This is a genomic window from Shinella sp. Sh6 (genome assembly GCF_055392685.1).
The window spans coordinates 1,047,123-1,073,174 of record NZ_AP044005.1 but is presented as its reverse complement, the minus strand read 5'-3'; the positions used below and the strand labels follow the sequence as shown (position 1 = coordinate 1,073,174).

At 66.3% G+C, this 26,052-nt stretch carries 25 protein-coding genes; 12 read left to right on the top strand and 13 right to left on the bottom strand.

The features are described from left to right. The 6 genes from ACZ5TO_RS05140 to fabD all read right to left on the bottom strand — a co-directional run bounded on the left by ACZ5TO_RS05140 (position 1) and on the right by fabD (position 6,055). Positions 1-888: a YicC/YloC family endoribonuclease gene (locus ACZ5TO_RS05140; protein ID WP_184144640.1), complete on the bottom strand. Its 888-nt coding sequence runs from the start codon at positions 886-888 to the stop codon at positions 1-3. A gap of 191 nt (positions 889-1,079) precedes the next feature. Continuing rightward, positions 1,080-2,261, bottom strand: a complete 1,182-nt coding sequence (gene mltG, locus ACZ5TO_RS05135) for an endolytic transglycosylase MltG (protein ID WP_464799792.1) — start codon at positions 2,259-2,261, stop codon at positions 1,080-1,082. Between the two features lie 183 nt (positions 2,262-2,444). After that, the gene (gene fabF / locus ACZ5TO_RS05130) at positions 2,445-3,704 is read right to left on the bottom strand and encodes a beta-ketoacyl-ACP synthase II (protein WP_464799791.1); all 1,260 of its coding nucleotides are present in this window, start codon (positions 3,702-3,704) and stop codon (positions 2,445-2,447) included. 115 nt (positions 3,705-3,819) lie between these two features. Continuing rightward, on the bottom strand, positions 3,820-4,056 hold the full coding sequence (locus ACZ5TO_RS05125) for an acyl carrier protein (protein WP_003531676.1): 237 nt from the start codon (positions 4,054-4,056) through the stop codon (positions 3,820-3,822). A gap of 293 nt (positions 4,057-4,349) precedes the next feature. Beyond that, on the bottom strand, positions 4,350-5,087 hold the full coding sequence (gene fabG / locus ACZ5TO_RS05120; protein ID WP_184144643.1) for a 3-oxoacyl-[acyl-carrier-protein] reductase: 738 nt from the start codon (positions 5,085-5,087) through the stop codon (positions 4,350-4,352). Between the two features lie 23 nt (positions 5,088-5,110). Continuing rightward, a complete protein-coding gene (gene fabD / locus ACZ5TO_RS05115) occupies positions 5,111-6,055 on the bottom strand; it encodes an ACP S-malonyltransferase (RefSeq protein ID WP_464799790.1) in 945 nt (314 codons plus the stop codon). 195 nt (positions 6,056-6,250) lie between these two features. Here fabD and ACZ5TO_RS05110 point away from each other — a divergent pair, with 195 nt between their 5' ends. Beyond that, positions 6,251-7,294, top strand: a complete 1,044-nt coding sequence (locus tag ACZ5TO_RS05110) for an aldo/keto reductase (RefSeq protein ID WP_464799789.1) — start codon at positions 6,251-6,253, stop codon at positions 7,292-7,294. A gap of 357 nt (positions 7,295-7,651) precedes the next feature. On the opposite strand, the gene ACZ5TO_RS05105 is transcribed toward ACZ5TO_RS05110, so the two are convergent. Next, a complete protein-coding gene (locus tag ACZ5TO_RS05105; RefSeq protein ID WP_184144646.1) occupies positions 7,652-8,011 on the bottom strand; it encodes a hypothetical protein in 360 nt (119 codons plus the stop codon). A 350-nt stretch (positions 8,012-8,361) separates the two neighbouring features. Here ACZ5TO_RS05105 and rpsF point away from each other — a divergent pair, with 350 nt between their 5' ends. The 6 genes from rpsF (at position 8,362) to ACZ5TO_RS05075 (ending at position 14,103) form a co-directional block, all read left to right on the top strand. Then, positions 8,362-8,817, top strand: coding sequence for a 30S ribosomal protein S6 (gene rpsF, locus ACZ5TO_RS05100; protein ID WP_184144647.1), 456 nt, complete (start codon positions 8,362-8,364; stop codon positions 8,815-8,817). Positions 8,818-8,841: 24 nt separating this feature from the next. Further along, positions 8,842-9,090 (top strand): 30S ribosomal protein S18, encoded by a 249-nt coding sequence (rpsR, locus tag ACZ5TO_RS05095; RefSeq protein WP_097139135.1) that lies wholly within the window; start codon positions 8,842-8,844, stop codon positions 9,088-9,090. A gap of 210 nt (positions 9,091-9,300) precedes the next feature. Further along, positions 9,301-10,275, top strand: a complete 975-nt coding sequence (locus ACZ5TO_RS05090; RefSeq protein ID WP_464799788.1) for a DUF2232 domain-containing protein — start codon at positions 9,301-9,303, stop codon at positions 10,273-10,275. Positions 10,276-10,296: 21 nt separating this feature from the next. Further along, a complete protein-coding gene (gene rplI / locus ACZ5TO_RS05085; RefSeq protein WP_464799787.1) occupies positions 10,297-10,875 on the top strand; it encodes a 50S ribosomal protein L9 in 579 nt (192 codons plus the stop codon). Between the two features lie 256 nt (positions 10,876-11,131). After that, a complete protein-coding gene (locus ACZ5TO_RS05080) occupies positions 11,132-12,418 on the top strand; it encodes a class I SAM-dependent methyltransferase (RefSeq protein WP_464799786.1) in 1,287 nt (428 codons plus the stop codon). Positions 12,419-12,603: 185 nt separating this feature from the next. After that, positions 12,604-14,103, top strand: a complete 1,500-nt coding sequence (locus tag ACZ5TO_RS05075; protein WP_184144651.1) for a replicative DNA helicase — start codon at positions 12,604-12,606, stop codon at positions 14,101-14,103. 81 nt (positions 14,104-14,184) lie between these two features. Here the strand turns inward: ACZ5TO_RS05075 and ACZ5TO_RS05070 are convergent, their stop codons facing one another. Next, a complete protein-coding gene (locus ACZ5TO_RS05070; RefSeq protein ID WP_464799785.1) occupies positions 14,185-14,763 on the bottom strand; it encodes a hypothetical protein in 579 nt (192 codons plus the stop codon). 122 nt (positions 14,764-14,885) lie between these two features. Between ACZ5TO_RS05070 and alr the strand changes: the two genes are divergently transcribed. The 5 genes from alr (at position 14,886) to ACZ5TO_RS05045 (ending at position 20,680) form a co-directional block, all read left to right on the top strand. Then, the gene (alr, locus tag ACZ5TO_RS05065; RefSeq protein WP_464799784.1) at positions 14,886-16,055 is read left to right on the top strand and encodes an alanine racemase; all 1,170 of its coding nucleotides are present in this window, start codon (positions 14,886-14,888) and stop codon (positions 16,053-16,055) included. A 68-nt stretch (positions 16,056-16,123) separates the two neighbouring features. Continuing rightward, positions 16,124-17,527, top strand: a complete 1,404-nt coding sequence (radA, locus tag ACZ5TO_RS05060; protein ID WP_464799783.1) for a DNA repair protein RadA — start codon at positions 16,124-16,126, stop codon at positions 17,525-17,527. Between the two features lie 107 nt (positions 17,528-17,634). Beyond that, the gene (locus tag ACZ5TO_RS05055; protein ID WP_184144655.1) at positions 17,635-18,243 is read left to right on the top strand and encodes a CvpA family protein; all 609 of its coding nucleotides are present in this window, start codon (positions 17,635-17,637) and stop codon (positions 18,241-18,243) included. A gap of 190 nt (positions 18,244-18,433) precedes the next feature. Continuing rightward, complete coding sequence (gene purF / locus ACZ5TO_RS05050) at positions 18,434-19,927, top strand: amidophosphoribosyltransferase (RefSeq protein WP_184144656.1); 1,494 nt, start codon at positions 18,434-18,436, stop codon at positions 19,925-19,927. 12 nt (positions 19,928-19,939) lie between these two features. Beyond that, entirely contained in the window at positions 19,940-20,680 is a 741-nt protein-coding gene (locus tag ACZ5TO_RS05045) for an SDR family NAD(P)-dependent oxidoreductase (RefSeq protein ID WP_464799782.1), read from the top strand. A gap of 204 nt (positions 20,681-20,884) precedes the next feature. On the opposite strand, the gene ACZ5TO_RS05040 is transcribed toward ACZ5TO_RS05045, so the two are convergent. The 5 genes from ACZ5TO_RS05040 to ACZ5TO_RS05020 form a co-directional block, all read right to left on the bottom strand. Continuing rightward, positions 20,885-21,922, bottom strand: coding sequence for an HlyD family secretion protein (locus ACZ5TO_RS05040; RefSeq protein ID WP_464799781.1), 1,038 nt, complete (start codon positions 21,920-21,922; stop codon positions 20,885-20,887). 5 nt (positions 21,923-21,927) lie between these two features. Further along, entirely contained in the window at positions 21,928-23,589 is a 1,662-nt protein-coding gene (locus tag ACZ5TO_RS05035; protein WP_464799780.1) for an MFS transporter, read from the bottom strand. After that, positions 23,586-24,041 (bottom strand): MarR family winged helix-turn-helix transcriptional regulator, encoded by a 456-nt coding sequence (locus ACZ5TO_RS05030; RefSeq protein WP_184144660.1) that lies wholly within the window; start codon positions 24,039-24,041, stop codon positions 23,586-23,588. The genes ACZ5TO_RS05035 and ACZ5TO_RS05030 overlap by 4 nt, the downstream gene beginning before the upstream one ends. 147 nt (positions 24,042-24,188) lie before the next feature. Continuing rightward, complete coding sequence (pssA, locus tag ACZ5TO_RS05025) at positions 24,189-25,040, bottom strand: CDP-diacylglycerol--serine O-phosphatidyltransferase (RefSeq protein WP_464799779.1); 852 nt, start codon at positions 25,038-25,040, stop codon at positions 24,189-24,191. Positions 25,041-25,050: 10 nt separating this feature from the next. Continuing rightward, on the bottom strand, positions 25,051-25,749 hold the full coding sequence (locus ACZ5TO_RS05020; protein ID WP_464799778.1) for a phosphatidylserine decarboxylase: 699 nt from the start codon (positions 25,747-25,749) through the stop codon (positions 25,051-25,053). Between the last annotated feature and the right edge of the window lie 303 nt (positions 25,750-26,052).

Here is a 26,052-nt window from a genome sequence, read left to right as displayed (position 1 = left end):
CTACTCCAGATTCTGGACCTGTTCGCGGAACTGGTCGATGACGACCTTCAGTTCGATCCCTGCAGCTGTTACTTGAGCCGCGTTCGACTTGGAACAGATGGTATTCGATTCCCGGTTAAATTCCTGTGCGAGAAAATCGAGCTTGCGGCCGATCGGCCCGCCCGCGGCGATCAACTCGCGCGCGGCCGCCACATGCGCTGTCAGCCGGTCGATCTCCTCGCGCAGGTCCGCCTTGGTGGCAAGCAGCGCCGCCTCCTGGTGCAGCCGGTCGCGGTCGAGCGCGGACGCCCCCTGCAGGAGCGCGGCGACCTGCCCGGAAAGCCGCTCGGCAATCGCCGAAACGCTGCGCGAGGGATCGGCATCCACGATGGCGGTCAGCGCCTCGATGCGCGCCACCTGGCCGAGGAGGACGTCCGCAAGGGCCGATCCCTCCTTGCGGCGCATGTCGCCGAGGCGGCGGACCGCCTCGGCGAAGCCGGCACGGATATCGGCATCGCGCGCGGCGCGCTCCGCCTCGCTTTCCTCCGCCTCGCGGAAGTCGACGACGCCGCGCACGGACAGCAGCGTATCGAGCTTGACCGGGGCCGGGTCAATCATGCCGGCAAGCTGGTCGCGCAGCGCCAGAACGGCGGCAAGCGCGCGCTGGTTCACCACCGGCTCCACCTCCGCCTCGCTGATGCTGGCGGCAAGGCCGGCCTGGATGTTGCCGCGCGAGAAGGCTTCGCCCGCAAGGCGCCGCACATCCACCTCCAGCGCCTCGAAGCCGGGCGGCAGGCGCAGGCGCAGGTCGAGCCCCTTGCCGTTGACCGAACGCAGTTCCCAGGCCCAGCGGGTGCGCCCGCTCGTCCCCTCGACCCGCGCAAAGCCGGTCATCGATTGCAATGTCATGTCAGCCTCCAGTGGCGGCGCGGGAAGCAGGCCGCCGGTGCGCGTATGGCGCACGAAATATTCCCCCAAAGTGAAACAGATCGGCGGGCTTGGAAACCATCCAGCGCATGGATTGGCCGGCGATCCACATCAAAGGTGACGGAACGAAAAGGCCCCGGGCAAAGCCGGGGCCGGATCGTCGGGAAAGAGGATCACTCGGCGCCGGCCGCACCCGCTTCCTTGGCGGCCTCGGCCGCCTTCTCCGCTTCCATCTTGCGCCAGCGGCGGACGTTCTGGTTGTGCTCGTCCAGCGTCTCGGCGAAGACGTGGCCGCCTGTGCCGTCGGCGACGAAATAGAGGTCCCCCGTACGGGACGGGTTGGCGACCGCCTCCAGCGCCGCACGGCCGGGATTGGCGATGGGCGTCGGCGGCAGGCCCTTGATGATGTAGGTGTTGTAGGGCGTCTGCTTTTCGAGGTCCGACTGGAAGATCGGGCGATCCGAGGGCTTTCCGTCGCCGCCGAAGAGGCCGTAGACGATGGTGGGGTCGGACTGCAGGCGCATGCCCTTCTCGAGCCGGTTGAGGAAGACCGAGGCGACGCGCGGGCGCTCGTCCGCCTTGCCCGTCTCCTTCTCGACGATGGAGGCGAGCGTCACGAATTCCTCGCGCGTCTCGATCGGCAGGTTGTCGTCGCGCCGCTCCCAGATCTGGTCGATGAGCGCCTTCTGCGCCGCCGCCATCTGCTGGAGGATATCGGCGCGCTTGGTGCCGCGCGAGAACTTGTAGGTATCGGGCATCAGCGAGCCCTCGGCGGGAAGCTCCGCCGGCAGGTCGCCTTCCAGCACCGGGTCGTCGGAGAGGCGCTTGAAGACCTGCTTGACCGTCAGCCCTTCCGGCACGGAGACGCTGTAGAGGATCGACTTGCCGGATTTCAGCAGCTCGACGATCTCGCGCATGGAGGCGCCGGCCTTGATCTCGTATTCGCCGGCCTTCAGCGTCTCGCCGTCGAGATAGATGCGCGAAAGCAGGCGGAAGACGCGGCTGTCGCTGATGATGTCGTTGCGCTCGAGGTTCGCCGCGATCTCGTTGGTGCCCGCACCGCTCCTCACGATGAAGTTCGTGTTGGCCGCAAGCGGACCCGGCTCCTCGTAGCTCTTCACGCCGTAATAGAAGATGCCGATGCCGATGATCGTGGCGAAGACGATCACGGTCATGACGAAATTCAGGAAGATGACGATCTGGCTGCGGGCCTTGCGCGAGCGGCGGCGGCTCGGCGGCTCGGGCACCTGCTCGGGGCGCAGCGCCTCGTTGGCGGACTTGGGAATGATGCGCGGCTGGCCGGATGCCTCGCCGCGGCCGAAATGCGTCTCGCCGGAATCGTTCGTGTCGCTCACGGACTGTCCTCGTGGATTGGGTATTGCTCGACGTCTTCCAACAGAGCAATACGGCAAAAGCGGGATGAACCGCTTGATAGTCGATAAGCCGGGGCGGGCAAAGCCCTCTTCCCGGTCTTCGGATCGCCCTCCCCCGGGAAAGGCGATTCCGGCAGGCGTATGGGCCTGCCGGCGACGGGATGGTCAGGCGTAGCGCTTGAGGACGAGCGAAGCGTTCGTCCCGCCGAAGCCGAACGAGTTGGACAGCGCCACGTTGATCTCGCGCTTGCGGGCCTTGTGCGGCACGAGGTCGATCGCCGTCTCGACATCGGGATTGTCGAGGTTCAGCGTCGGGGGAGCGATGTTGTCGCGGATCGCAAGGGCGGCGAAGATCGCCTCCACCGCGCCGGCAGCGCCGAGCAGGTGGCCGATGGCCGACTTGGTCGACGACATGGAGATCCGCGAGGCCGCATCGCCGACGAGGCGCTCGACCGCGCCGAGCTCGATCGTGTCGGCCATGGTGGAGGTGCCGTGCGCATTGATGTAGTCGACGTCGCTTGCCGAGATGCCGGCGCGCTTCAGCGCCATCGTCATGCAGCGGTAGGCGCCGTCGCCGTCCTCGGAGGGTGCGGTGATGTGGAAGGCGTCGCCCGAAAGGCCGTAGCCGACGACTTCGGCATAGATCTTCACGCCGCGCGCCTTGGCGTGTTCCAGCTCTTCCAGCACCACGACACCGGCGCCCTCGCCCATGACGAAACCGTCGCGGTCGCGGTCATAGGGACGGGAAGCGGCGGTCGGATCGTCGTTGCGGGCGGTCGACAGCGCCTTGCAGGCGGCAAAGCCGGCCAGCGCAATGCGGCAGATCGGGGATTCGGCGCCGCCCGCCACCATGACGTCGGCATCGCCGAGCGCGATCAGGCGGCTGGCATCGCCGATGGCGTGCGCGCCCGTCGAGCAGGCCGTGACGACCGAATGGTTCGGGCCGCGCAGCTTGTGCTTGATCGAGACATGGCCGGAGGCAAGGTTGATCAGCCGGCCGGGAATGAAGAAGGGCGAAATGCGGCGGGGGCCCTTGTCGCGCAGCGTATAGCCGCCCTCGACGATGCCCTCGAGGCCGCCGATGCCCGAGCCGATGAGCACGCCGGTCGCGGTCTGGTCCTCGTCGGTCTTGGGATGCCAGCCGGCGTCGGCCAGCGCCATGTCGGCGGCGGCGACCGCATAGACGATGAAGGGGTCGACCTTGCGCTGTTCCTTGGGTTCCATCCACTGGTCGGCATTGTAGGTGCCGTCGGAACCGTCGCCGAGGGGAATGGAACAGGCGATCTTGGCGGGAAGGTCCTCGACCTCGAAGGCCGTTACCCTGGCAGCGCCGCTGCGGCCTTCGAGAAGCCGGCTCCAGGTGATTTCGGTGCCACAGCCAAGCGGGGATACCATGCCGGTACCCGTGATAACGACACGCCTCATCGTCCGTGATCCACCCTGTAGAATTCTATGTTCGTTGCCTCAATAGAGGGGCGCGGCCTCTTTGCGAGACCTGAACGGGCCGCCTTTCGGGCGGCCCGCCGGAAATCGATGCGGATCAGGCCTGGGCCTTCTCGATGAACTTGACGGCGTCGCCGACCGTCAGGATCGAGTCGGCTGCATCGTCCGGGATCTCGACGCCGAATTCTTCTTCGAACGCCATGACCAGTTCGACGGTGTCGAGCGAGTCCGCGCCAAGATCATCGATGAAGCTTGCGCCTTCGCTGACCTTTTCGGCGTCAACGCCCAGATGATCAATGACAATTTTCTTTACGCGTTCTGCGATATCGCTCATGTCGGATTCCTCGACCTTTGTTTTTGATCGGCACCTCACGGCGCCGGGCACTCAACACGCCCGATGTGCCTCAAGAACACATCCGGCAATCCCTGCAACCGGCAAGAGGGCATCGGCGATACTGCTCTGCACCGCCCGATCGCTCAGGCTTTTGCCGGTCGACTGCTGGCAGTCATGGCCCGATTAACACGGTTTAAGCCTGCCGCAAAGTCCGAAAATAGCCGGTGCGCCAGCGGTCAACATGCAATTTATGCTGCATCGCCGGGCATTTGGGCCCCTTGCCGGATCGTCGTTCAGATCATCGCCATGCCGCCGTTCACATGCAGCGTCTGGCCCGTCATGTAGGCGGCTTCCGACGAGGCGAGGTAAGCGACGGCGGACGCGACCTCCGCGCCGGTGCCCATGCGCTTCATGGGAATGGCGCCCATGATGGCTTCCTTCTGCTTGTCGTTCAGCTTGCCGGTCATGGCGCTCTCGATGAAGCCGGGGGCGACGCAGTTGACCGTGACGTTGCGCGTGGCGATCTCCTGGGCGAGCGACTTGGTGAAGCCGATCATGCCGGCCTTGGCGGCGCAGTAGTTCGCCTGGCCCGGATTGCCGGTGACGCCGACGACGGAGGTGATGTTGATGATGCGGCCGTAGCGGCGGCGCATCATGGGATGGGTGAGCTCGCGCGTCAGGCGGAAGACGGCGGTGAGGTTCACTTCGAGCACGGCGTCCCAGTCCTCGTCGCTCATGCGCACGAAGAGGCCGTCCTTGGTGATGCCGGCATTGTTGACGAGGATGTCGACGCCGCCGAGCTCGGCTTCGGCCTTCTCGCCGAGCGCCTTGACTTCGGCGCGGTCGGAAAGGTTCGCCGGGAAGATCTGGACGCGCTCGCCGAGGTCGTTCGCCAGCGCCTCCAGCTTTTCGACGCGCGTGCCGTGCAGGCCGACGAGCGCTCCCTGAGCGTGGAGGATGCGGGCGATCTCCTCGCCGATGCCGCCGGATGCGCCGGTAACGAGAGCCTTGCGGCCGGAAAGATCAAACATGGTTCCGTTCCTTTGAAGAAAGATCAGCCGATGAGGGTGGCGAGCGCGTTGTCGATATCGGCGGGGGTGTTGATGGCGATGCCGGTGACGGCCTTGTCGATGCGGCGGGCAAGGCCCGTCAGCACCTTGCCGGAGCCGACCTCGTAGAGCGTGGTGACGCCGTTGGCGCCGAACCATTCCACCGTCTCGCGCCAGCGGACCTGGCCGGTGACCTGCTCGACGAGGAGGCGGACGATCTCCTGCGGATCGCTGACCGGCGCGGCGCGGACATTGGCGACGAGCGGCACGACGGGGGCCTTCGCCTCGACGGCGGAAAGCGCCTCGCGCATGGCGTCGGCAGCCGGGGCCATCAGGGCGGAATGGAAGGGAGCGGAGACGGCGAGCATCAGCGCGCGCTTGGCGCCCTTGTCCGTCGCGAGCCGCGCGGCGATCTCGACCGCCGGCCTGGAGCCGGAGATGACGAGCTGTCCGCCGCCGTTGTCGTTGGCGATCTGGCAGGAGCCGCCGGTGGAGGCTTCCTTGCAGATGGCTTCGACATCGGCCTGCTCGAGGCCGATGATGGCGGCCATGGCGCCCTCGCCCACCGGCACGGCAGACTGCATGGCGTTGCCGCGGATGCGCAGGAGCCGCGCCGTATCGGCCAGCGAGAAGGTACCGGCGGCACAGAGCGCGGAATATTCGCCGAGCGAGTGGCCGGCGACATAGGAGACCTTGTCCTTCAGCGTCAGGCCGCGCGCTTCCAGCACGCGCATGACGGCGATGGAGACGGCCATCAGCGCCGGCTGGGCGTTCGCCGTCAGCGTCAGCGTTTCTTCGGGTCCGTCGAACATGACGGCCGAGAGCTTCTGGCCGAGGGCGTCGTCGACTTCCGCGAAAACGGCGCGCGCCTCCGGGAAGGCTTCAGCCAGGTCCTTGCCCATGCCGACGGCCTGGCTGCCCTGTCCGGGGAAGGTGAATGCTACGCTCATAGGGGTTTCTCCCGTCTTCCGTTTTCCTTTCCATTCACATTCCGCCCCCGCAAGTCAAGGCGCGGGTGGATACCACCCCGCGCCGGAAGCCTCATTTCCGGGCGCTTCACACAGGGAATTGCGGCTCGCGTCTTGCACTTCGCGGCGGGCGGCTTACATTCGCGCCGTTTTCCCACCAAAGGATTTTCCCCACCCATGAAATACAATCCGCTCGGCCGGACCGGCATAAGCGTGTCGGAAATCTGCCTCGGCACGATGACCTGGGGCTCGCAGAACAGCGAGCAGGACGCCCACGACCAACTGGACTACGCCGTCTCCCAGGGCATCAACTTTATCGATACCGCCGAACTCTACCCCACCACCCCGCTCTCGCCGGAAACCTACGGCGACACCGAGCGCTTTATCGGCAACTGGATGAAGGCGCGCGGCAATCGCGACAAGGTCGTTCTCGCCACCAAGGTCGCCGGTTCCGGCCGTCCCTATATCCGCGGCGGCGCACCGATGAGCCGGGCGGGCATGCTCGAAGCCATAGACAACAGCCTCTCGCGCCTGAAGACCGACTATGTCGACCTCTACCAGCTTCACTGGCCGAACCGCGGGCACTACCACTTCCGCAACGCCTGGAGCTACGACCCCTCCAGACAGGACCGGGCGAAGGTCGCGGCCGACCTTGAGGAAATCCTCGAAACCGCCGGCGACCTCGTCAAGGCCGGCAAGGTGCGGGCGCTCGGCCTTTCCAACGACACGGCCTGGGGCGTCATGCAGATGCTGAAGGTTTCGGAAGAAAGGGGCCTGCCGCGCGTCGCCTCCATCCAGAACGAGTACAACCTCCTCTATAGGCCCTACGACCTCGACCTTGCCGAGGTCTCGCATCACGAGGAGGTGGGCCTGCTTGCCTATTCGCCGCTTGCCGCGGGCCTTCTCACCGGCAAGTATCTCGACGGGGCCAAGCCCGACGGCTCGCGCCTGACGAAGAACGGCGACCTCGGCGGCCGCTACCAGCCGCTCCAGGAGCCGGCCGTACGCGCCTATGTCGAGCTTGCGCGGGAAAACGGCCTCGACCCCGCCCAGATGGCCCTCGCCTTCTGCCTGACGCGACCCTTCATGGCCTCCGTCATCATCGGCGCGACGTCGATGGAGCAGTTGAAGACGGACATCGCGGCCAAGGACCTTGCCCTTTCGTCCGACGTGATGAACGGCATCCGCCGTATCCACCGCCTCTACCCGGCGCCGATGTAAGCGGCGTCGGGTAGAGGGGGCGAAAGAAGAGAGACCGGCAGCAGAAAGACCGTCTGCAAGAAAGACCGCGCCGCGAGCCGCGTCATTCGATATGCGGGCCGCACCTCCCTCCCCTCCGTCATCCTCGGGTCAAGCCCGAGGATGACGGAGGAGTGAGAGGGTAAGGTGTGAAGGAGCATGAAGGCAAAGCGGTGGCGAAGGGGGTGAAGAGAGGCAAGGCTTGTCGCGAACAAACCCGCTCACGCTTTCCTTCAGAAACAAAACCGCCTCAACAAAGACCGCTTCACCACCCCTCACAAACGAAAAACCCGCCGTCGCCGGCGGGTTTTCCTTTGCGTGTGCCCCATACGGGTGACGTTACGGCGTGGTCGGGGTCGCGCCGCCGCCTTCGGCCGGCTGGCTGCCGCCGGGCTGGGCGTCCATCGGCTGGGTGCCGGTCGCACCGCCCGTCTGGCCGTCGGTTGCCGTGCCGCCGGCCGGCGCGCTGTCCTGCGTGATGGCCGAGGTGTTGGCGTTGGTGTCGACGCCGTCACCCGGCGTTCCGCTGCCGACGAAATAGAAGATGCCGACCGCGACGAGGACGGCGAGGATCACGGCCACCGCCCAGCCGCCCGTCCCGCTGCCGTTGCGGGCGTTGACGACGGTCGGGCCGCGGTCTTCCACGGGACGGTCGTAGCGATCTTCGGGGGGACGATTGACAAGGTTGGGGTCTTGCATGTCTGTCACTCCATCTGGTTGGGTTGCCGGAACAACGCGACATTCCTGCTTTGGTTCCCGCACCGTTCCGCAATGGCACAGCCGATTTGCCCCGCCGGCCTTGCTTTCGGCCGAAAAATCCGTATAAGCGCGCTGTTCAAAACACCCGGGTCACCGGCTGGTGGCTGAACGGAGGGCCGGCACATCCTCGGATTTGCCGTTTGGGGCCAAGGGCTCCAGCCTCCCGTGTCTCCGCTCTCGACCGTCTGGATGATACGCTTTTCTTGCTTCGGGCTCAGGCCCTTGAGAACTGTCGTTGAGGCTTGGCGCCGGTTTCGGGTGTGGATCAAACGCAAGAAAGGCAAAGCCACATGGCTCTCTACGAACATGTATTCCTGGCCCGCCAGGACGTGTCCGCCCAGCAGGTCGACGCTCTCGTCGAACAGTACAAGGGCGTGATCGAAGCACACGGCGGCAAGGTCGGCCGGGTCGAAAACTGGGGCCTCAAGTCCCTGACCTACCGCATCAAGAAGAACCGCAAGGCGCACTACGCGCTGATGGACATCGACGCTCCGGCCGCCGCCATCCACGAGATGGAACGCCAGATGCGCATCAACGAAGACGTCCTTCGTTACATGACCATCGCCGTCGAAGCCCACGAAGAAGGCCCGTCCGCGATGATGCAGAAGCGCGACCGCGACGACCGCCCGCGCCGTGACGGCGACGACCGCGGCCCGCGCCGCGACTTCGGCGATCGTGGCCCGCGCCGCGATTTCGGCGACCGTCCGCCGCGCGGCGACCGCCCGGCCCGCGAAGACCGCGCGTAATCGAAGCAGAAGGAGACTAAGACAATGGCTGATATTTCTTCCGCTCCGGCACGCCGTCCGTTCCACCGCCGCCGCAAGACCTGCCCCTTCTCGGGCGCAAACGCTCCGAAGATCGACTACAAGGACGTCCGTCTCCTGTCGCGTTACATCTCCGAGCGCGGCAAGATCGTTCCGTCCCGCATCACGGCCGTTTCCCAGAAGAAGCAGCGCGAACTCGCCAAGGCGATCAAGCGCGCCCGCTTCCTCGGCCTGCTGCCCTACGTCGTAGCGTAAGGACGTGACACCGCGGCCTGACTCAGCGTCGGGCCGGGGCACATGACTCAAGGGGAAGACGGCTCGCCGCCTTCCCCGTTTCCCTTCCGCGGTGGGCGCGGATCGGAGCCGCCGGCTTTGTAAAGCCAAGAATCCCATGTTGGGGAAACGGTCCTGAATCAGATTGTCAGGAAACTCCTCTAACTGTCTCATCGGACAGGACAGCGAAACGTGAAGACCCTGACGCCGACCTCGATTGCGACCGGCCTGATCGCCGGCCTGACCGCCGCTCTGCTTTCGCTGAGCGCGAACGCGCAGTCGTCGCTCGCCATCGTGCTTTACGCAGCGTCCGCCCTTCCCATCCTCATCGCCGGCCTCGGCTGGGGCAATGCCAGCGCCTTCATCGCCGTTATCGCCGGCGGCGCCATCGCCTCCGTGCTGGTCTCGTCCTATTTCGCCGCGCTCATCGTCATCATCACGCTGATCCCGGCCGGCTGGCTGAGCAACCTCGCCAACCTCGCCCGCCCCGCCTCCGAGCTCGGCGGCCCGGACGATGCGCTCGCCTGGTATCCGCTCTCCTCCATCCTCGTGCACCTCGCCGTCATGGTGACGCTCGGCATGATCGCGGTCGGCGCCATCGTCGGCTACGACAGCGCCATGGCCGGCAAGCTCGTCGACATCGTCATCGAGACGCTGAAGGAACAGGAACCGCTCTACAACCCCGATGCCGCCTCCGTCGCGCAGCTCAAGTCGATCTTCGCGCTGGCGCTGCCGCTCGTGCAGGGCGCGCTGTGGGTGTTCCTGCTGTTCCTTGCCTACTACGTCGCCACCTTCATCGTGCGCGTCTCGGGCAAGGGGCTTCGCCCGCGTGAGGACATGCCCTCCTCGCTGCGCATGCCCCGCAATGCGATCTTCCTCTTTCTCGCCGGTCTCGTGCTCGCCTTCGCGGGCGGCGTGCCGGCGATCGTCGGCGCGCTCGTGTGCGGCACCTTCGGGGCCGGCTTCGTGCTCGCCGGCTTCGCGAGCCTGCATTTCAGGACGCGCGGCAAGCCGTGGCGGCCTCTCGCCCTGTGGTTCGCCTATGCCTCGGTATTGCTCTTCACCTTACCGATCTTCGCCATCCTCGTCCTCGGCCTTTCGGATACGCGGCGCTCCATCGCGCTCACGCCCGCCGGCCCGGCCGGGAAAGACAACCGGAATACCTGAACTCTAGAAAGGAACTTGAAAATGGACGTCATTCTTCTCGAACGCATCGCCAAGCTCGGCCAGATGGGCGAAACCGTAAAGGTTCGCGACGGCTTTGCCCGCAACTACCTGCTGCCGCTCGGCAAGGCGCTGCGCGCCAACGACGCCAACAAGAAGCGCTTCGAATCCGAGCGTGCGACGCTGGAAGCCCGCAACCTCGAGCGCAAGTCGGAAGCCCAGAAGGTCGCCGAACAGCTCGACGGCAAGTCGTTCATCGTCGTTCGCTCCGCCGGCGAAACCGGCCAGCTCTACGGCTCGGTCGCTGCCCGCGACATCATCGAGGCGCTGGCTGCCGAAGGCTTCAACATCGGCCGCAACCAGGTCGAGCTCAACACCCCGATCAAGTCGATCGGCCTGCACAAGGTCGTCCTGCACCTGCATTCGGAAGTCGAGATCGCGATCGAACTCAACGTCGCCCGTTCGGCCGACGAAGCGGAACGCCAGGCCAAGGGCGAAAGCCTGACCTCGGCCGACGCCATCTACGGCGTCGACGAAGACGCCCTGACGGCCGCCGACTTCTTCGATCCGGAAGCCGACCTCGAAGGCGAAGACGAAGCCTGAGACAGACGGTGAGCCGGCCCTGCCGGCTCATTCGTTTCGGGGCGCCTTGCTCCAATCTTCCCTCTGCAGTGATTCCGGGCCGGCTTTGCCGGCCCGTTCGCTTTTGTCAAAGGCCAAAAAATACGGGTTGAAATCCCGGCCAGCGCGTTAATATTTATACTTCGTTAGACTGGATTGGCGGTCGGGCCGCTTCTACAGGCCGGTTTCCGACCAGACCCGTTCCGCCAGATTTTTTAAGCGTGACGGAGTTTACCGAATGAAATTCATTGTACAGACGCTCGTTTCCCGCCTTGTCGAGACCGGAAACCTGAAGATTACCTACCCCGACGGCACCAGCCAGACCTATGGCGACGGCACCGGCAATCCCGTCCACATGCGCCTCAACACCCGCAAGGCCCTGTGGGGCATCGCGTTCGATCCGGCCTATTATCTCGGCCATTACTACGGCACCGGCGATATCGACATCGTCGAGGGCGACATGTACGGCCTCCTCAAGGCCGTCTTCACCGGCAATCCCGATTTCAAATATTACGACACCGGCTGGAACCGCACGCTGGAGCGGGTCCGCTTCCTTTTCCGCTGGCTACGCCAGAAGAATAGCGTCGTGCGCTCGCGCCGCAACGTCCAGCACCATTACGACCTGACCGGCGCCCTCTACGACCTCTTCCTCGACGAGGACCGGCAATATTCCTGCGCCTATTTCGAGCGGCCGGACCTGTCGCTGGACGATGCGCAGCTCGCCAAGAAGCGGCACATCGCCGCCAAGCTCAACATCAACCGCCCGGGACAAAGCGTGCTCGACATCGGCTGCGGCTGGGGCGGCATGGCGCTCTACCTCGCCCGCCAGCTCGGCGCGAAGGTGACGGGCGTGACGCTCTCCGACGAGCAGCACGCGCTCGCCGTCAAGCGGGCGAGCGATGCCGGGCTCTCCGACGAGGTGAAATTCCTGTTGCAGGACTATCGCAACACGGAAGGCCCGTTCGACCGCATCGTCTCCGTCGGCATGTTCGAGCATGTCGGCCGGCCGAACTATCTCACCTATTTCAAGAAGAGCGCCGCGCTGATGAAGCGCGACGGGGTGATGCTGCTGCACACGATCGGCCGCACCGACCGGCCGACGGCCAACAACCCGTTCATCGAGAAGTACATCTTCCCGGGCGGCTACATCCCCGCCCTTTCGGAGGTGATGCAGGCGGTGGAAAAGAGCGGGCTTGCCATCACCGACATCGAGATCCTTCGGCTGCACTATGCCGAGACGCTGCGCCACTGGCGCGAGCGCTTCATGGCGCGGCGCGAGGAGGCGAAGGCCCTCTACGACGAAAAATTCTGCCGCATCTGGGAGTTCTATCTCGCGGCCTCGGAAAGCGCCTTCCGCTGGCAGAACCTCGTGGTCTTCCAGATCCAGCTCGTGCACGACCAGCAGGCCGTGCCGCTGACGCGCGACTATATCGGGCGCGGCGAGGACTGCCTGCGGGCGCACGAGGGCGATGCGAAGGGCGCCCAGCGCGGCGCGCGGCAGTTCCCGAAGGAGGCCTCGCTCTGAGATTCGGGGCCTGTCAACACGGAAGAGGCGGGCGCGGGCAAATCCGCGCTTGCCGCATCCCCGGGGCCTGTGGAAAAGTCTAACAGCGGGCCTAAAGCGCCGACCGGGCGGGAAGCGCTTGACCCCCGGCCCGAAAGACCGGAAACCACCGGCCTTCGCAAACAGCAACGGGGAGATTCGCAGCGATGAACGACGCGGTGCGCAAGCTGAACCAGGCCGGCCGGGAGCCGGCGGAAGCCCATCATCGCGAGGCGCCGAACAACGTCGAGGCCGAACAGGCGCTCCTCGGCGCCATCCTCGTCAACAACGATGCCTATTACCGCGTCTCGGATTTCCTCAAGCCCATCCATTTCTACGAGCCGCTGCACCGCAAGATCTACGAGCTTGCCGGCGACACGATCCGCATGGGCAAGATCGCGACCACCATCACGCTGAAGACCCACCTGCCGGCCGACGGCAAGGTCGGCGACCTGACGATCCCGCAGTACCTCGCGCGCCTCGCCTCCGAAGCCGTGACGATCATCAACGCGGAAGACTACGGCCGGGCGATCTATGACCTGGCGCTCCGCCGCTCGCTGATCACCATCGGCGAGGACATGGTCAACATCGCCTATGACGCGCCGCTCGACATGCCGCCGCAGAACCAGATCGAGGACGCCGAACGCCGCCTGTTCGAGCTGGCCGAGACCGGCCGCTACGACGGCGGCTTCCAGTCGTTCAACGACGCGGTGGCGCAGGCGATCGACATGGCGGGCGCCGCCTTCGAGCGCGACGGCTCGCTTTCGGGCATTTCCACCGGCATCCACTCGCTCGACGCCCGTATGGGCGGCCTGCAGCGCTCGGACCTTATCGTGCTCGCCGGACGCCCCGGCATGGGCAAGACCTCGCTTGCCACCAACATCGCCTACAACATCGCCGCGTCCTATGAGCCGGAGGTGCAGGCGGACGGCTCGTTCAAGGCGAGGAACGGCGGTGTCGTCGGCTTCTACTCGCTCGAAATGTCCTCCGAACAGCTCGCCACGCGTATCATCTCCGAACAGACGGAAGTGTCGTCTTCAAAAATCCGCCGCGGCGACATTTCCGAGGCCGATTTCGAAAAGCTCGTCGCCTGCTCGCAGATGATGCAGAAGGTGCCACTCTATATCGATCAGACCGGCGGCATTTCCATCGCCCAGCTTTCCGCCCGCGCGCGGCGCTTGAAGCGCCAGCGCGGCCTCGATTGCCTGGTGGTGGACTATATCCAGCTCATGACCGGCTCGGGCAAATCCAGCGACAACCGCGTGCAGGAAATCACCCAGATCACCACGGGCCTGAAGGCGCTCGGCAAGGAGCTGAACGTGCCGATCATCGCGCTCTCGCAGCTCTCCCGACAAGTGGAAAGCCGCGAGGACAAGCGCCCGCAGCTCTCCGACCTTCGCGAATCCGGCTCCATCGAGCAGGACGCCGACGTGGTGCTCTTCGTGTTCCGCGAAGAATACTATGTGAAGAACCTCGAGCCGCGCGACGAGTTCGACCCGAAATACGAAGAATGGAAGATGCAGTTCGAGAAGGTGAAGGGCACGGCGGACGTCATCATCGCCAAGCAGCGCCACGGGCCGACAGGCACGGTGAAACTCGCCTTCCAGTCGGAATACACCCGCTTCACCGACCTCGCGGACCCGTCGTTCACGCAATACGAGCATTGAGGCGGAAGGGGTGCCGGGCGGAGGTTGCCTCCGTTCGGCGCTCCTTTCACCACCGTCGACGTATCGCGTTTGCCCGCCCCCTCACCTCCTGCGAAACCCCGGGGCCTTGCAGAAATCCGCGACAATGGCGAGGGCGCGGCGGGCGCGGGCTTTCTGCTCGGCGTCCATCATCGGCAGGTCGAGGCGGTCGGAGCAGGTCTCGCCGGTGGCCGCCTCGCCCGAGAGCGACATGCGGCTGGAACAGTAGAGCCCCTCGCCCGCAAGCACGACCTGCACGGCCTCCTCCGAATCGAGCGGCACGGGGTTGGTCTCGGCGATCATGTCCTCCACCGAGGCATAGGCGGTGACGGAGGTGATGCGGGCGAGGTCGACGAGGCCGAGCGTCAGGGTCGCCCACTTGTCGGGGAATTGCAGGGCCGAGATCGTGCGGGCGCGGCAGGGCGCGCCGGACACTTCGAGCCGCGTCGCCAGCCGCGGCGCGTCGGGGTTCTCCACGACGGAATAGTAGATGTCGCCGCTGTTGTCGCGTTCCGGCAGGGCGCCGTCCTGGGCAAGGCCGAGCAGCACGGCATGCGTCTGGCGCATCTCGGCATCGGTCGGCGTTTCCTGCGCCGCCGCCGGCATCCGGCAGGCGAGCGCGATGGCCGCCGCCCAAAACATCGTTCCCGCCGTGCGCCGCATGGTTCCCCCGTTTCGGCCGGCACCATAGAGGCCGCTCCCGCCGGCGGCAATGCGGCCGGCGGGCATATTGCCGTCATGGTCCACAGGCTGTATTCAAAGCCATGAGCACGCAGCACACGCCCGCCCGTTCCAGCCTTCCCGTTGCCGGCGAGGACCATGCCCGCCTGACCGTCGACCTTTCCGCGCTCGCCGACAACTGGCGCGCCATGGCGCGCCGCTCGGGCGCGGCCCGTGCCGCCGCCGTCCTGAAGGCGGATGCCTACGGCATCGGGCTGGAACCGGCGGCAAGGACCTTCCACCAGGCGGGCGCGCGCGATTTCTTCGTCGCCACCCCGGCGGAAGGCGCGGCGCTGCGGGCCATCCTGCCCGAGGTGCGCATCTACGTGCTGTCCGGCATGTGGGCCGGCTCGGAGCGGCTGTTCTTCGAATTCGACCTCGTGCCCGTCATCGCCTCGGAAGAACAGCTCGTCGTCTTCATGGCGGCGATCGCCGAGGGAGGTGACCTTCCCTGCGTGCTGCATGTCGATACCGGCATGAGCCGCCTTGGCCTGCGGGTCGAGGACGCGCTGGCGCTCGCGGACGACCCGGCGCGGCCGGCAAGCTTCTCGCCGATCATGCTCCTCAGCCACCTCGCCTGCGCGGACGATCCCGGGCATATCCTCAACCGCCAGCAATTGCAGCGCTTCCGCAGCGTCGTCTCGGCCTATGACGATATCGATGCGAGCCTTGCCAATTCGGCCGGCATCTTCCTCGGCGAGGACTATCATTTCACCCTCACCCGCCCGGGCATTTCGCTCTATGGCGGCGCGGCGGTGAACGGCGTCGCCAATCCCATGAAGCCGGTCGTCACCGCCGAGGCCCGCATCCTGCAGGTGCGCGAGGCCAAGGCCGGCGAGAGCGTCAGCTACGGCGCCACCGCCGTCCTTTCGCGCGACACGCGCATCGCCGTCGCCGCCATCGGCTATGCGGACGGCTACATGCGCAGCCTTTCCGGCTCCGGCGTGCCGGTGCGGCAGGCGAACATTGCGGGCGCGCAGGGCGTCGTGCATGGCCACACCGTGCCGGTCATCGGCCGCGTCACCATGGACCTTACCCATTTCGACGTGACGGACCTGCCGGCCGGAAGCGTGCGGGCCGGCGACTTCATCGAGCTCTTCGGCCGCTCCATGCCGGTCAGCGACGTCGCGCGCGCCGGCGGCACCATCGACTACGAATTGCTGACGAGCCTCGGCCGCCGCTACGAACGGCGCTACGAGCTGGCGAAAAAATAGGAAATGTTCCCGTTTTGTGCTAAGGGCTTCCGAAGCGATTCCACCGACGCTCCGGAAAGCGAGACCTGATGGCGAAAGCCCGCACCCAATTCGTCTGCCAGAACTGCGGCACCGTGCATTCCCGCTGGGTCGGGAAATGCGAGGGCTGCGGCGAATGGAACACCGTCGTCGAGGAAGACCCGATGGGCGGCATCGGCGCCGGCCCCGGCAAGGTGCCGAAGAAGGGCCGGCCCGTCGCGCTCACCACGCTTTCCGGCGAGACGGAGGAAGCCCCGCGCATCCACACCGGCATCGCCGAGCTCGACCGGGCGACCGGCGGCGGCTTCGTGCGCGGCTCGGCGGTGCTGATCGGCGGCGATCCCGGCATCGGCAAGTCGACGCTGCTCATGCAGTCCGCCGCCGCCCTCTCCCGCCGCGGCCACCGCATCATCTACGTCTCGGGCGAGGAAGCGGTGGCGCAGGTGCGTCTTCGCGCCCAGCGCCTCGGCGCGCACGAGACCGACGTGCTGCTCGCCGCCGAAACCAATGTCGAGGATATCCTCGCCACCGTCGGCGAAGGCAAGCGGCCGGACCTCGTGATCATCGATTCGATCCAGACGCTGTGGAGCGACACGGCGGAGGCCGCGCCGGGCACGGTCACGCAGGTGCGCACCGGCGTGCAGGCGATGATCCGCTTCGCCAAGCAGACGGGCGCGGCTATGGTGCTCGTCGGCCACGTCACCAAGGAGGGCCAGATCGCCGGCCCCCGCGTCGTCGAGCACATGGTCGACGCCGTCCTCTATTTCGAGGGTGACCGCGGCCACCACTACCGGATTCTCCGCACCGTCAAGAACCGCTTCGGCCCGACGGACGAGATCGGCGTCTTCGAAATGTCCGACATGGGCCTGCGCGAGGTGTCCAACCCGTCCGAGCTCTTCCTCGGCGAGCGCAATGCGAAAGCCCTGGGCGCGGCGGTCTTCGCCGGCATGGAGGGCACGCGCCCGGTGCTGGTGGAGGTGCAGGCGCTCGTCGCCCCCACCTCGCTCGGCACGCCGCGGCGCGCGGTCGTCGGCTGGGATTCGGCGCGGCTCTCGATGATCCTCGCGGTGCTGGAGGCCCATTGCGGCGTCCGGCTCGGCCAGCACGACGTCTACCTCAACGTGGCGGGCGGCTACCGCATCTCGGAACCGGCGGCCGACCTTGCCGTCGCCTCCGCGCTCGTTTCCTCGCTTGCCGGTCTTGCCCTTCCGTCCGATTGCGTCTATTTCGGCGAAGTCAGCCTGTCGGGTGCCGTTCGCCCGGTGGCGCACACCGCCCAGCGCCTCAAGGAGGCGGAAAAGCTGGGTTTCTCGCAGGCCGTTCTGCCCGCCGGTTCCGCCGATCTGCCCAAGGGCACGGGCGGACGCTGGAACGAGATCGAGGGCCTGCCGGATCTGGTGGCGCGCATTGCCGGTTCGAAGAACGCCCTCACGCGGCAAGACGAGGACGTCTGACGCCCTCCGGCAGCGCAACGCCCCTGTGGGAAACGCGTGCCGAACTGAGACGGCGAAGGCGCCTTCCGCTAATGTGCGCTCCGCACAGGGTTTGGAGTAGGACGAACATGCCCATCACAATTCTCGACGGTATCGTCATCGGCGTCGCGCTGTTCTCCGCCGTGCTGGCGATGGTGCGCGGCTTCTCGCGTGAAGTGCTTTCCGTCGCAAGCTGGGTGGGTGCCGCGGCAGCCGCCTATTTCCTCTATCCGGTGCTGCTGCCTTACGCGAAGGACTATACGACCAGCGACACGGTCGCCATGGTCGGTTCGGCCGGCGCCGTCTTCCTCGTCGCGCTCATCGTGATCTCCTTCATCACCATGCGCATCGCCGACTTCATCATCGACAGCCGCATCGGCGCGCTGGACCGCACGCTCGGCTTCCTGTTCGGCGCGGCCCGCGGCATCCTGCTCGTCGTTGTCGCCATGCTGTTCTTCAACTGGCTGGTGGCCCCCCAGCAGCAGCCGACCTGGGTGACGACCGCAAAGTCCAAGCCGCTGCTCGACAATCTCGGCTCGCGCCTCGTGGCGCTGCTGCCGGAGGATGCGGACGCGACGATCCTCGACCGCCTGCGCGGCAAGCCCGCCGGCGGCGAAGGCACCACGGAAGACCCGGACGCGGCGACCGGCGGCACGAACCAGGCGCCCGCCGAAGATACGCCCGCCACCAACGGATGATCGACCGGGGGAGCCGCCGCTCGCGAAAAATGACGAAGGCGGGCTCCCCGGTTTTTTGGTAGGATGAGACATCGCCACTGACGCTCCCGGGCCTCGGTGGCAAATGCTTTCGGTAATGCCCATATGGGCATGGCCGAGGACGACGAAGACCCCGTGCAACCTCCTAGGTCCCGAGCAAAGGCTTGCAGCAATGAGCGATTTCCTGTTCCCCGGCCGCCACGACGACGATCTCGACGGCGACACGCTTCATGAGGAGTGCGGCGTCTTCGGCATTCTCGGCCATCCGGATGCCGCGACGCTGACGGCGCTCGGCCTGCACGCGCTCCAGCATCGCGGCCAGGAAGCGGCGGGCATCGTCTCCTTCGACGGCAAGCAGTTCCATACCGAAAAGCACATGGGCCTCGTCGGCGACCACTACACGAACCCGGCGACGCTGGCCAAGCTGCCCGGCAACATGGCGATCGGCCACACGCGCTATTCCACCACCGGGGAAGTGGCGCTGCGCAACGTGCAGCCGCTCTTCGCCGAGCTCGAAGTCGGCGGCATCGCCGTCGCGCACAACGGCAACTTCACCAACGGCCTGACGCTGCGCCGCCAGCTCATCGCCGGCGGGGCGATCTGTCAGTCGACCTCCGACACGGAAGTCGTCCTGCATCTCATCGCCCGCTCGCGCTACACCTCCACGACGGACCGCTTCATCGACGCCATCCGCCAGATGGAGGGCGGCTATTCGATGCTCGGCATCACCCGCACGAAGCTCATCGCCGCGCGCGACCCCACGGGCATCCGCCCCCTCGTCATGGGCGAACTCGACGGCAAGCCGATCTTCGCTTCGGAAACCTGCGCGCTCGACATCATCGGCGCCAAATACATCCGCGACGTGGAGAACGGCGAGATCGTTGTCTGCGAGATCCAGCCGGACGGCTCGATCACCATCGAGGCGAAGAAATCCGGCAATCCGCAGCCCGAGCGCCTCTGCCTCTTCGAATATGTCTATTTCGCCCGGCCGGACTCGGTCGTCGGCGGGCGCAGCGTCTATGTCGCGCGCAAGAACATGGGCATCAACCTTGCCAAGGAGCATCCGGTCGAGGGCGACGTCGTCGTGCCCGTGCCGGACGGCGGCACGCCCGCCGCGCTCGGCTATGCGCAGGAAAGCGGCATCCCGTTCGAATACGGCATCATCCGCAACCACTACGTCGGGCGCACCTTCATCGAGCCGACGCAGCAGATCCGCGCCTTCGGCGTGAAGCTCAAGCACTCGGCCAACCGCGCGATGATCGACGGCAAGCGCGTCATCCTCGTCGACGATTCCATCGTGCGCGGCACGACCTCGCTGAAGATCGTGCAGATGATCCGCGATGCCGGGGCCAGGGAAGTGCATATCCGCGTCGCCAGCCCGATGATCTTCTACCCGGACTTCTACGGCATCGACACGCCGGACCGCGACAAGCTGCTCGCCAACCAGTACAACGACGTGAAAGCCATGGCGAAGCATATCGGCGCGGATTCGCTGGAGTTCATCTCCATCGACGGCCTCTATCGCGCCGTCGGCGGCGAGGACCGCAATCCCGCCCGCCCGCAGTTCACCGACCACTACTTCACCGGCGACTATCCGACGCGCCTCCTTGACAAGGAAGGCGAGACGATGGGACGGAAGCTCTCGGTTCTGGCAAGCAACGGATAATTGAAGACAATCATGAGCATCGACCTGAAAGACCGCCTCGCGCTGGTCACCGGCGCGTCGCGCGGCATCGGCTATTTCACCGCCCTGGAACTGGCGAAAGCCGGCGCGCATGTCATCGCCTGCGCCCGCACCGTCGGGGGGCTGGAAGAACTCGACGATGCGATCAAGGAACTCGGCGGCAGCGCGACGCTGGTGCCCTTCGACCTCGCCGACATGGCGGCCATCGACAAGCTCGGCGGCTCGATCTTCGAGCGCTGGGGCAGGCTCGACATCCTCGTCGCCAATGCCGGCGTGCTCGGCACGATCTCGCCGATCGACCATGTCGAGGCGAAGGTCTTCGAGAAGGTCATGACGATCAACGTCACCGCGACGTGGCGGCTCATCCGCTCCCTCGCGCCGCTGCTGCTGAAATCGGATGCCGGCCGCGCCGTGCTCCTCTCCTCCAGCGCCGCGCACAAGTGCAAGCCCTTCTGGGGCCCCTACTCCGCCTCCAAGGCCGCCGTGGAAGCCCTTGCCCGCACATGGGCCGGCGAGACGCAGCGCACGGCGCTGCGCATCACCTCGCTCGACCCCGGCGCCACCCGCACCGCCATGCGCGCGCAGGCCGTGCCCGGCGAGGACCCGGCGACGGTACAGCACCCCTCCGAGGTGGCGAAAGCCATTCTGCCGCTGGTCTCGCCGGACTATGCCGAGACGGGCAAGCTCTTCGACATGCGCAAGGGATGGCTGGTGGAGTATCGCCTGCCGGAGTGAGGTGGGCTTCTTTTTGAAGGGCGGGTGCCGCGTGGATCCTCGGGTCAAGTCCGAGGATGACGGTGGGGAGGAGAGGTACCCATCCGTCAAACGGTGCGGCATGCGGAACCGCCGCTTTTGCCGCCATACTTCCCGTCTGTCGTCATCCTCGGGCTTGACCCGAGGATCCACCTCCCACGGCACGACGCACTGTTCAGGCCCAGCCTAGTCCCCCACCACCGTCCGCACCTCCACCGAAAGCCCCGGCGCGAGGTACTTCGCAAGGTCCTGCCCCTCGTCGATGGTGATGCGCACGGGAATGCGCTGGGCGATCTTGGTGAAGTTGCCGGTGGCGTTGTCGGGCCGGATGACGCTGAATTCCGAGCCGGCGGCGGGGGAGAAGCGTTCGACATGGCCCTTCAGCACGGCGTGCTTGAAGGCGTCCACCGTCAGTTCCACCGCCTGCCCGGGCTTGATATAGGCAAGCTGCGTCTCCTTGAAGTTGGCGATCACCCAGGTATCGCGCGGCACGACGGCCATGAGCTGCGTGCCGGCGGCGACGTACTGGCCGAGCTTGACGCCCACCTCGCCCACCGCGCCGTCGCGCGGGGCCTTGATGACCGTGTTGGAGAGGTCGATCTTCGCCAGTTCCACGGAGGCCTCCGCCCCCGCGACGGCCGCGCGCAGGGAATCGCGGGCGACGATGATCGTCTGGAGGTCCTGCTTCGTCACCTCGAGGTTGGCTGCGGCCTGCGTGACGGCGGCTTCCGCCTGGTCGAAGGCGGTGCGGCTCTGCTCGCGGTCGCTCTCGGTGGCGATGCCCTTGTCGGAGAGCTCCTCGATGCGGTTGCGGTTCTCCTCCGCCCGGCGCTTGGCATAGCTGGCGCTGGCAAGCGCCGCCTCGCTCGCGCCGATGCGCGCGTTGGCCGCCTTTTCCTGCTGTTCGGAATTGGCGAGCGCCGCCTTCTGGCTGGCGAGCGTGGCGTTGGCCTGCTCCACCTTCTGGCGATAGATGCGGTCGTCGAGCCGGGCGAGCACCTGGCCGGCCTTCACCGTCTCGTAGTCCTTCACCGCCACCTCCGTGACGTAGCCGGCGAGCTGCGGGCTGATCAACGTCACATAGCCGCGTACATAGGCATTGTCGGTGGTCTGCACGTCGCTGGAAAAGGGCGGAAGCTGCCAGGCGTAGAGCACGGCGCCGATGCCGGCGAGGCCGAGGATGAGGGCGAGCGTGGTGGCGGTGTTGCGGATGTATGTCTTCATGGCTCTCAACCTTCTGCGGCCGCCGGAACGGCAGGCCGGGCGTCGCGGATGCGGACGTAGAGAATGTGGATGGCAAGCGCGGCCGCGGCACAGACCGCCAGCAGCGCGATGACGAGGAAGGCGTCGTTGTGGGCAAGTACATTGGCCTCGCGCGTCACCTGCTGGCCGAGCAGCGCCACGCCCTCGGCCTTCAGCACGGCGGGATCGGTGATCGTGCGGCCATAGGCGGCGGAAAGCTGCGAGACGCGGGCGGCGACCAGCGGATCGGCAAGCGTCATCGACTGGACAAGCACGTTGGAATGGAATTTCTCGCGCAGCGTGATGAAGGAACCGAAGATCGCCGAGCCGGCGAGCCCCCCAAGGCTCTGCGTGACGAGGAAGACGACGATGAAGCTGAGGATGTATTGCGGCCCCTTCTTCAGCGCCATGGTGAAGCCGGCGGCGATGGCGGGCGGCAGGAACAGGCTGCCGCCGGCCGCGATCAGCCCCTGGCTCAGATACATTTCGGCCGGCCGCGTGAGGTTCGTCGCGCGGCTGTCGAGGAAGGCGCCGACGCCGATCAGGAGCAGCGCGACCATGTGAAGGCCGGGCTCTCGCCCGGGCTTCAGCACCGCCGCGCAGATGAGCCCGCCGGCCGCCGTCGCCAGCGCCACGATGGCGTAGAGATGCATGAGCTGGCCGTTCTGCAGGCCGATCACCTGAAAGAAATTGCCGGCGACAGCCGTTTGCTCGGCGAGCATCAGGCGGAAGAGCACCAGCACCGCACCGAAATGCACCATCTCGCGGCTGACGAGCCAGCGCAGGTCGATCAGCGGCTTCTCGCGGTTGAGCTCGATGACGGCGGCAAGCGTCAGCGCGGCGATCATGACCACCAGCAGCTCGCCGATCCAGCGGGCTTCGAACCACCAGTAGGTGCGGCCGGTCAGGAGGATGACCGCGCCCGAGCCGAAGCCGACGGCGATGAGGAGATAGCTGACGATATCGAGCTTCTCGATGACCTTCGCCCGCGGTATCGGCGTCAGCGGCAGGAGATAGATCGCCGCGAAGGACAGCATGGCGAGCGCCAGCTCCAGCCGCAGCAGGGCGCGGATGTTGCCGATATCGATCAGCAGCGGCGAGATGAGCCGGGTCAGCGGCGGGGCAAGGCCGATATTGGTGAGCGCCAGCGAGATGCCGATCGTCAGCTTGCGCGCCGGCGTGAAGGCCTCCAGCATGTAGAGGAAACCGAGCGAGGAGAGCGGGGCAGCGGCGATGCCGGCGAAGAAGCGCAGCACCAGCGCGGAACGAAGGTCCGTGATGAAGATGTGCAGCACCGCGACGACGAGGAAGACGGCGATGCCGAGCTCGGCGAAATGGCGCAGGCCGTACTGGTTGCGGATCTTGATGAGGGCGATGGAAAGCGAGGCGTTCGGCGCCATGTAGGCGGCCATCAGCCAGACGGCCTCCGTGCTCGTCGCGCCGAGCGGGCCCTGCATCTGCGGGATATTGGCGGCGACGAGGTTCATGCCGAAGCCCTGCGTCATGGCAAGCAGGGTGGAAGCGGCGATGCAGGCGGCGGCGCGGGTGGGGGCTATGGGCGCGGGCGCCGGGGGAACGGCCCCCTGCCCCGCCGATCGTGCCGGCTCGTCCTCCGGCCCGCTCGCATCGGTGGCGGGAACGATGCTCATGCCTCGACGCTCTCCCGACAGCTCTTGGCGATGTTATCGGCCATGGCGGCGAAGACCTTGACGGTGGTCGACATGTCGGTGGCCGAAATGCTCTCCAGCACGTCGGCGCGCAGCGAGCGGGCAAGGTCGAGCACCTCGTCGGCCACTTTTGCGCCGTGCGGCGTCATGACGATCTGCTTGGCGCGGCGGTCGCCCTCCACCGACTGGCGTTCGATGAAGCCCTGCTTCTCCATGCCGTCGAGCAGGCGCACGAGCGTCGGCGTCTCGATGTCGAGCTCGTCGGCAAGTTCGCGCTGGTTGAGCTGGGCGCCGCGGCCGAGGATCAGCAATGCGCGGGCGCGCGGCAGGGTCAGCCCCCGCTCCTTCACGCGTGCGTCGAACAGGGCGCGCATCTTGCGCTGCACGCGGGAAAGGTCGTCGAGGATGCGTTCGCGGGGGTCTGTGGCAGTCATCTTGGTAGTCCAAATACTATTAGCTTGCTATCTATTTGCCCACCAATTAATCGACCTGCAATTAAAAAGCAAGCCCCGCCGCGGGTGCCGCGGCGGGGCTTTTGCAATTCTCACACGGACGTGATGGCAGGGCGGCGTGCGCGCCCGTCAATGGCCGTCGGTTTCCTCGGGGAATTCCGTCGCGCCGTGAACCTGCGGCGTGCTCCAGCCGCCGTATTTGCGCTGCCAGGAGCGCGCGCCGAACGGCAGCGTCGCAAGATAGGCGACGACCGTCACCACCATGGTCTCCCAGGTGAAGCTCATCAGCGTGGCGACATAGATCACGACGAGAAGGATCGCCGGCAGCACGAGGTCGCGGCGGATGCGGCTGCCCTCCGACTTGCCGGACCAGACCGGCAGGCGGCAGACGAGAAGGAAGCCGATCAGCACCGTGTAACCGGAGGCTAGGAAGCCGAAGAGCGGGCTCGGCGCGACGCCGAGGAAGCCGATATAGACCGGCAGCAGCACCAGCATGGCGCCGGCCGGCGCCGGCACGCCGACGAAATATTCGCTCTGCCATTGCGCCTTGGTCTCGCGCTCGGCCATGACATTGAAGCGGGCAAGGCGAAGGCCCGCCGCGATCGTGTAGATCAGCGCCGCGATCCAGCCGAAGGAGCGCGCCTGGTCGAGGATGAAAACATAGAGCACCAGCGCCGGCGCCACGCCGAAATTGACGATGTCGGCAAGCGAATCCATCTGCCCGCCGAATTTCGACGTCGCCTTGAGGAGCCTGGCGACGCGCCCGTCGATGCCGTCGAGGAAGGCGGCGAGCAGCACCATGCCGACAGCGAGCTCGTAGCGGTTCTCGAAGGCAAGGCGGATGCCGGTCAGCCCTGCGCAGATGGCGAGAACCGTGATGACATTGGGGATGATGATGCGCAGCGGGATCTCGCGCAGGCGCGGGCCGCGGGCCTCGTCGTTCGGGCCATTGGGTTCATAGGGCGGAAACGGCGTGTCCATGAGCGAGGTCCTAACCGCGCCGGCTGATGACCGGCCCCTTGGCGGAACCGAATTCGGCCAGCACCGTCTCGCCGGCAATCGCCGTCTGGCCGAGGCTGACGCGCGGCTGGGCGCCGGCCGGCAGGAAGACGTCGAGGCGCGAGCCGAAGCGGATGAGGCCGAAGCGCTCGCCCGTTTCCAGACTGTCGTTCATCTCGGTCCAGCAGAGGATGCGGCGGGCGACGAGGCCGGCGATCTGCACGACGCCGATGGGCCCGTGCGCGCTCTCGATGACGAGGCCGTTGCGCTCGTTCTCCTGGCTCGCCTTGTCGAGGTCGGCATTGAGGAATTTTCCGGCGCGATAGGCGACGCGCGTCACGCGGCCGCGCATCGGCGCGCGGTTCACATGGCAGTTGAAGACGTTCATGAAGACGGAGATGCGCATCATCGGCTGGTCGCCGAGCTCCAGTTCGGCCGGCGGCGTCACCATGGCGATGGCCGAGACGCGGCCGTCCGCCGGGCTGATGACGAGGTCGTCATCCTGCGGCGTCATGCGCTCGGGATCGCGGAAAAAATAGGCGCACCACGCCGTCAGCACGAAGCCGATCCACATCAGCGGCTGCCAGAGCGCGCCGAGGACGAGCGAGGCGACAAAGAAGCCGGCCACGAACTTCCAGCCTTCCCGATGGATCGGCACCAGGGTGCTGCGTATCGTATCGACCAAACTCATCTTCCGACATCTCCTGATGATTTCACGCCATCGACCTAGCGTGAAATGGCGATGGGGGCAATGCGGCGCGGCGATTAGCCCACTGGCGGCGGCGGCTTCGGCAAGGCGTGCCGCTCCGCTATCCCCCTCCGCGACGGGGAGCAAGCGCATATGAAGGCCCTCTCTGCCTGCCGGCATCTCCCCCACAAGGGGGGAGAAAGGCTGGAAGCATGCTTTTCCCTAAAATTTTCCGCCGGGAGTGCCGAAATGTAAGTCCCTCCCCCTTGTGGGGAGGGATTTAGGGAGGGGTCTTCAATCCATAGG

Coding starts and splice junctions, on each gene's coding strand:
- ACZ5TO_RS05140 (WP_184144640.1), bottom strand. CDS start 888: ATGACATTGCAATCGATGACCGGCTTTGCGCGGGTCGAGGGGACGAGC.
- fabF (WP_464799791.1), bottom strand. CDS start 3,704: ATGAGGCGTGTCGTTATCACGGGTACCGGCATGGTATCCCCGCTTGGC.
- ACZ5TO_RS05125 (WP_003531676.1), bottom strand. CDS start 4,056: ATGAGCGATATCGCAGAACGCGTAAAGAAAATTGTCATTGATCATCTG.
- fabG (WP_184144643.1), bottom strand. CDS start 5,087: ATGTTTGATCTTTCCGGCCGCAAGGCTCTCGTTACCGGCGCATCCGGC.
- fabD (WP_464799790.1), bottom strand. CDS start 6,055: ATGAGCGTAGCATTCACCTTCCCCGGACAGGGCAGCCAGGCCGTCGGC.
- ACZ5TO_RS05110 (WP_464799789.1), top strand. CDS start 6,251: ATGAAATACAATCCGCTCGGCCGGACCGGCATAAGCGTGTCGGAAATC.
- ACZ5TO_RS05105 (WP_184144646.1), bottom strand. CDS start 8,011: ATGCAAGACCCCAACCTTGTCAATCGTCCCCCCGAAGATCGCTACGAC.
- rpsF (WP_184144647.1), top strand. CDS start 8,362: ATGGCTCTCTACGAACATGTATTCCTGGCCCGCCAGGACGTGTCCGCC.
- rpsR (WP_097139135.1), top strand. CDS start 8,842: ATGGCTGATATTTCTTCCGCTCCGGCACGCCGTCCGTTCCACCGCCGC.
- rplI (WP_464799787.1), top strand. CDS start 10,297: ATGGACGTCATTCTTCTCGAACGCATCGCCAAGCTCGGCCAGATGGGC.
- ACZ5TO_RS05080 (WP_464799786.1), top strand. CDS start 11,132: ATGAAATTCATTGTACAGACGCTCGTTTCCCGCCTTGTCGAGACCGGA.
- ACZ5TO_RS05075 (WP_184144651.1), top strand. CDS start 12,604: ATGAACGACGCGGTGCGCAAGCTGAACCAGGCCGGCCGGGAGCCGGCG.
- ACZ5TO_RS05070 (WP_464799785.1), bottom strand. CDS start 14,763: ATGTTTTGGGCGGCGGCCATCGCGCTCGCCTGCCGGATGCCGGCGGCG.
- alr (WP_464799784.1), top strand. CDS start 14,886: ATGAGCACGCAGCACACGCCCGCCCGTTCCAGCCTTCCCGTTGCCGGC.
- radA (WP_464799783.1), top strand. CDS start 16,124: ATGGCGAAAGCCCGCACCCAATTCGTCTGCCAGAACTGCGGCACCGTG.
- ACZ5TO_RS05055 (WP_184144655.1), top strand. CDS start 17,635: ATGCCCATCACAATTCTCGACGGTATCGTCATCGGCGTCGCGCTGTTC.
- purF (WP_184144656.1), top strand. CDS start 18,434: ATGAGCGATTTCCTGTTCCCCGGCCGCCACGACGACGATCTCGACGGC.
- ACZ5TO_RS05045 (WP_464799782.1), top strand. CDS start 19,940: ATGAGCATCGACCTGAAAGACCGCCTCGCGCTGGTCACCGGCGCGTCG.
- ACZ5TO_RS05040 (WP_464799781.1), bottom strand. CDS start 21,922: ATGAAGACATACATCCGCAACACCGCCACCACGCTCGCCCTCATCCTC.
- ACZ5TO_RS05035 (WP_464799780.1), bottom strand. CDS start 23,589: ATGAGCATCGTTCCCGCCACCGATGCGAGCGGGCCGGAGGACGAGCCG.
- ACZ5TO_RS05030 (WP_184144660.1), bottom strand. CDS start 24,041: ATGACTGCCACAGACCCCCGCGAACGCATCCTCGACGACCTTTCCCGC.
- pssA (WP_464799779.1), bottom strand. CDS start 25,040: ATGGACACGCCGTTTCCGCCCTATGAACCCAATGGCCCGAACGACGAG.
- ACZ5TO_RS05020 (WP_464799778.1), bottom strand. CDS start 25,749: ATGAGTTTGGTCGATACGATACGCAGCACCCTGGTGCCGATCCATCGG.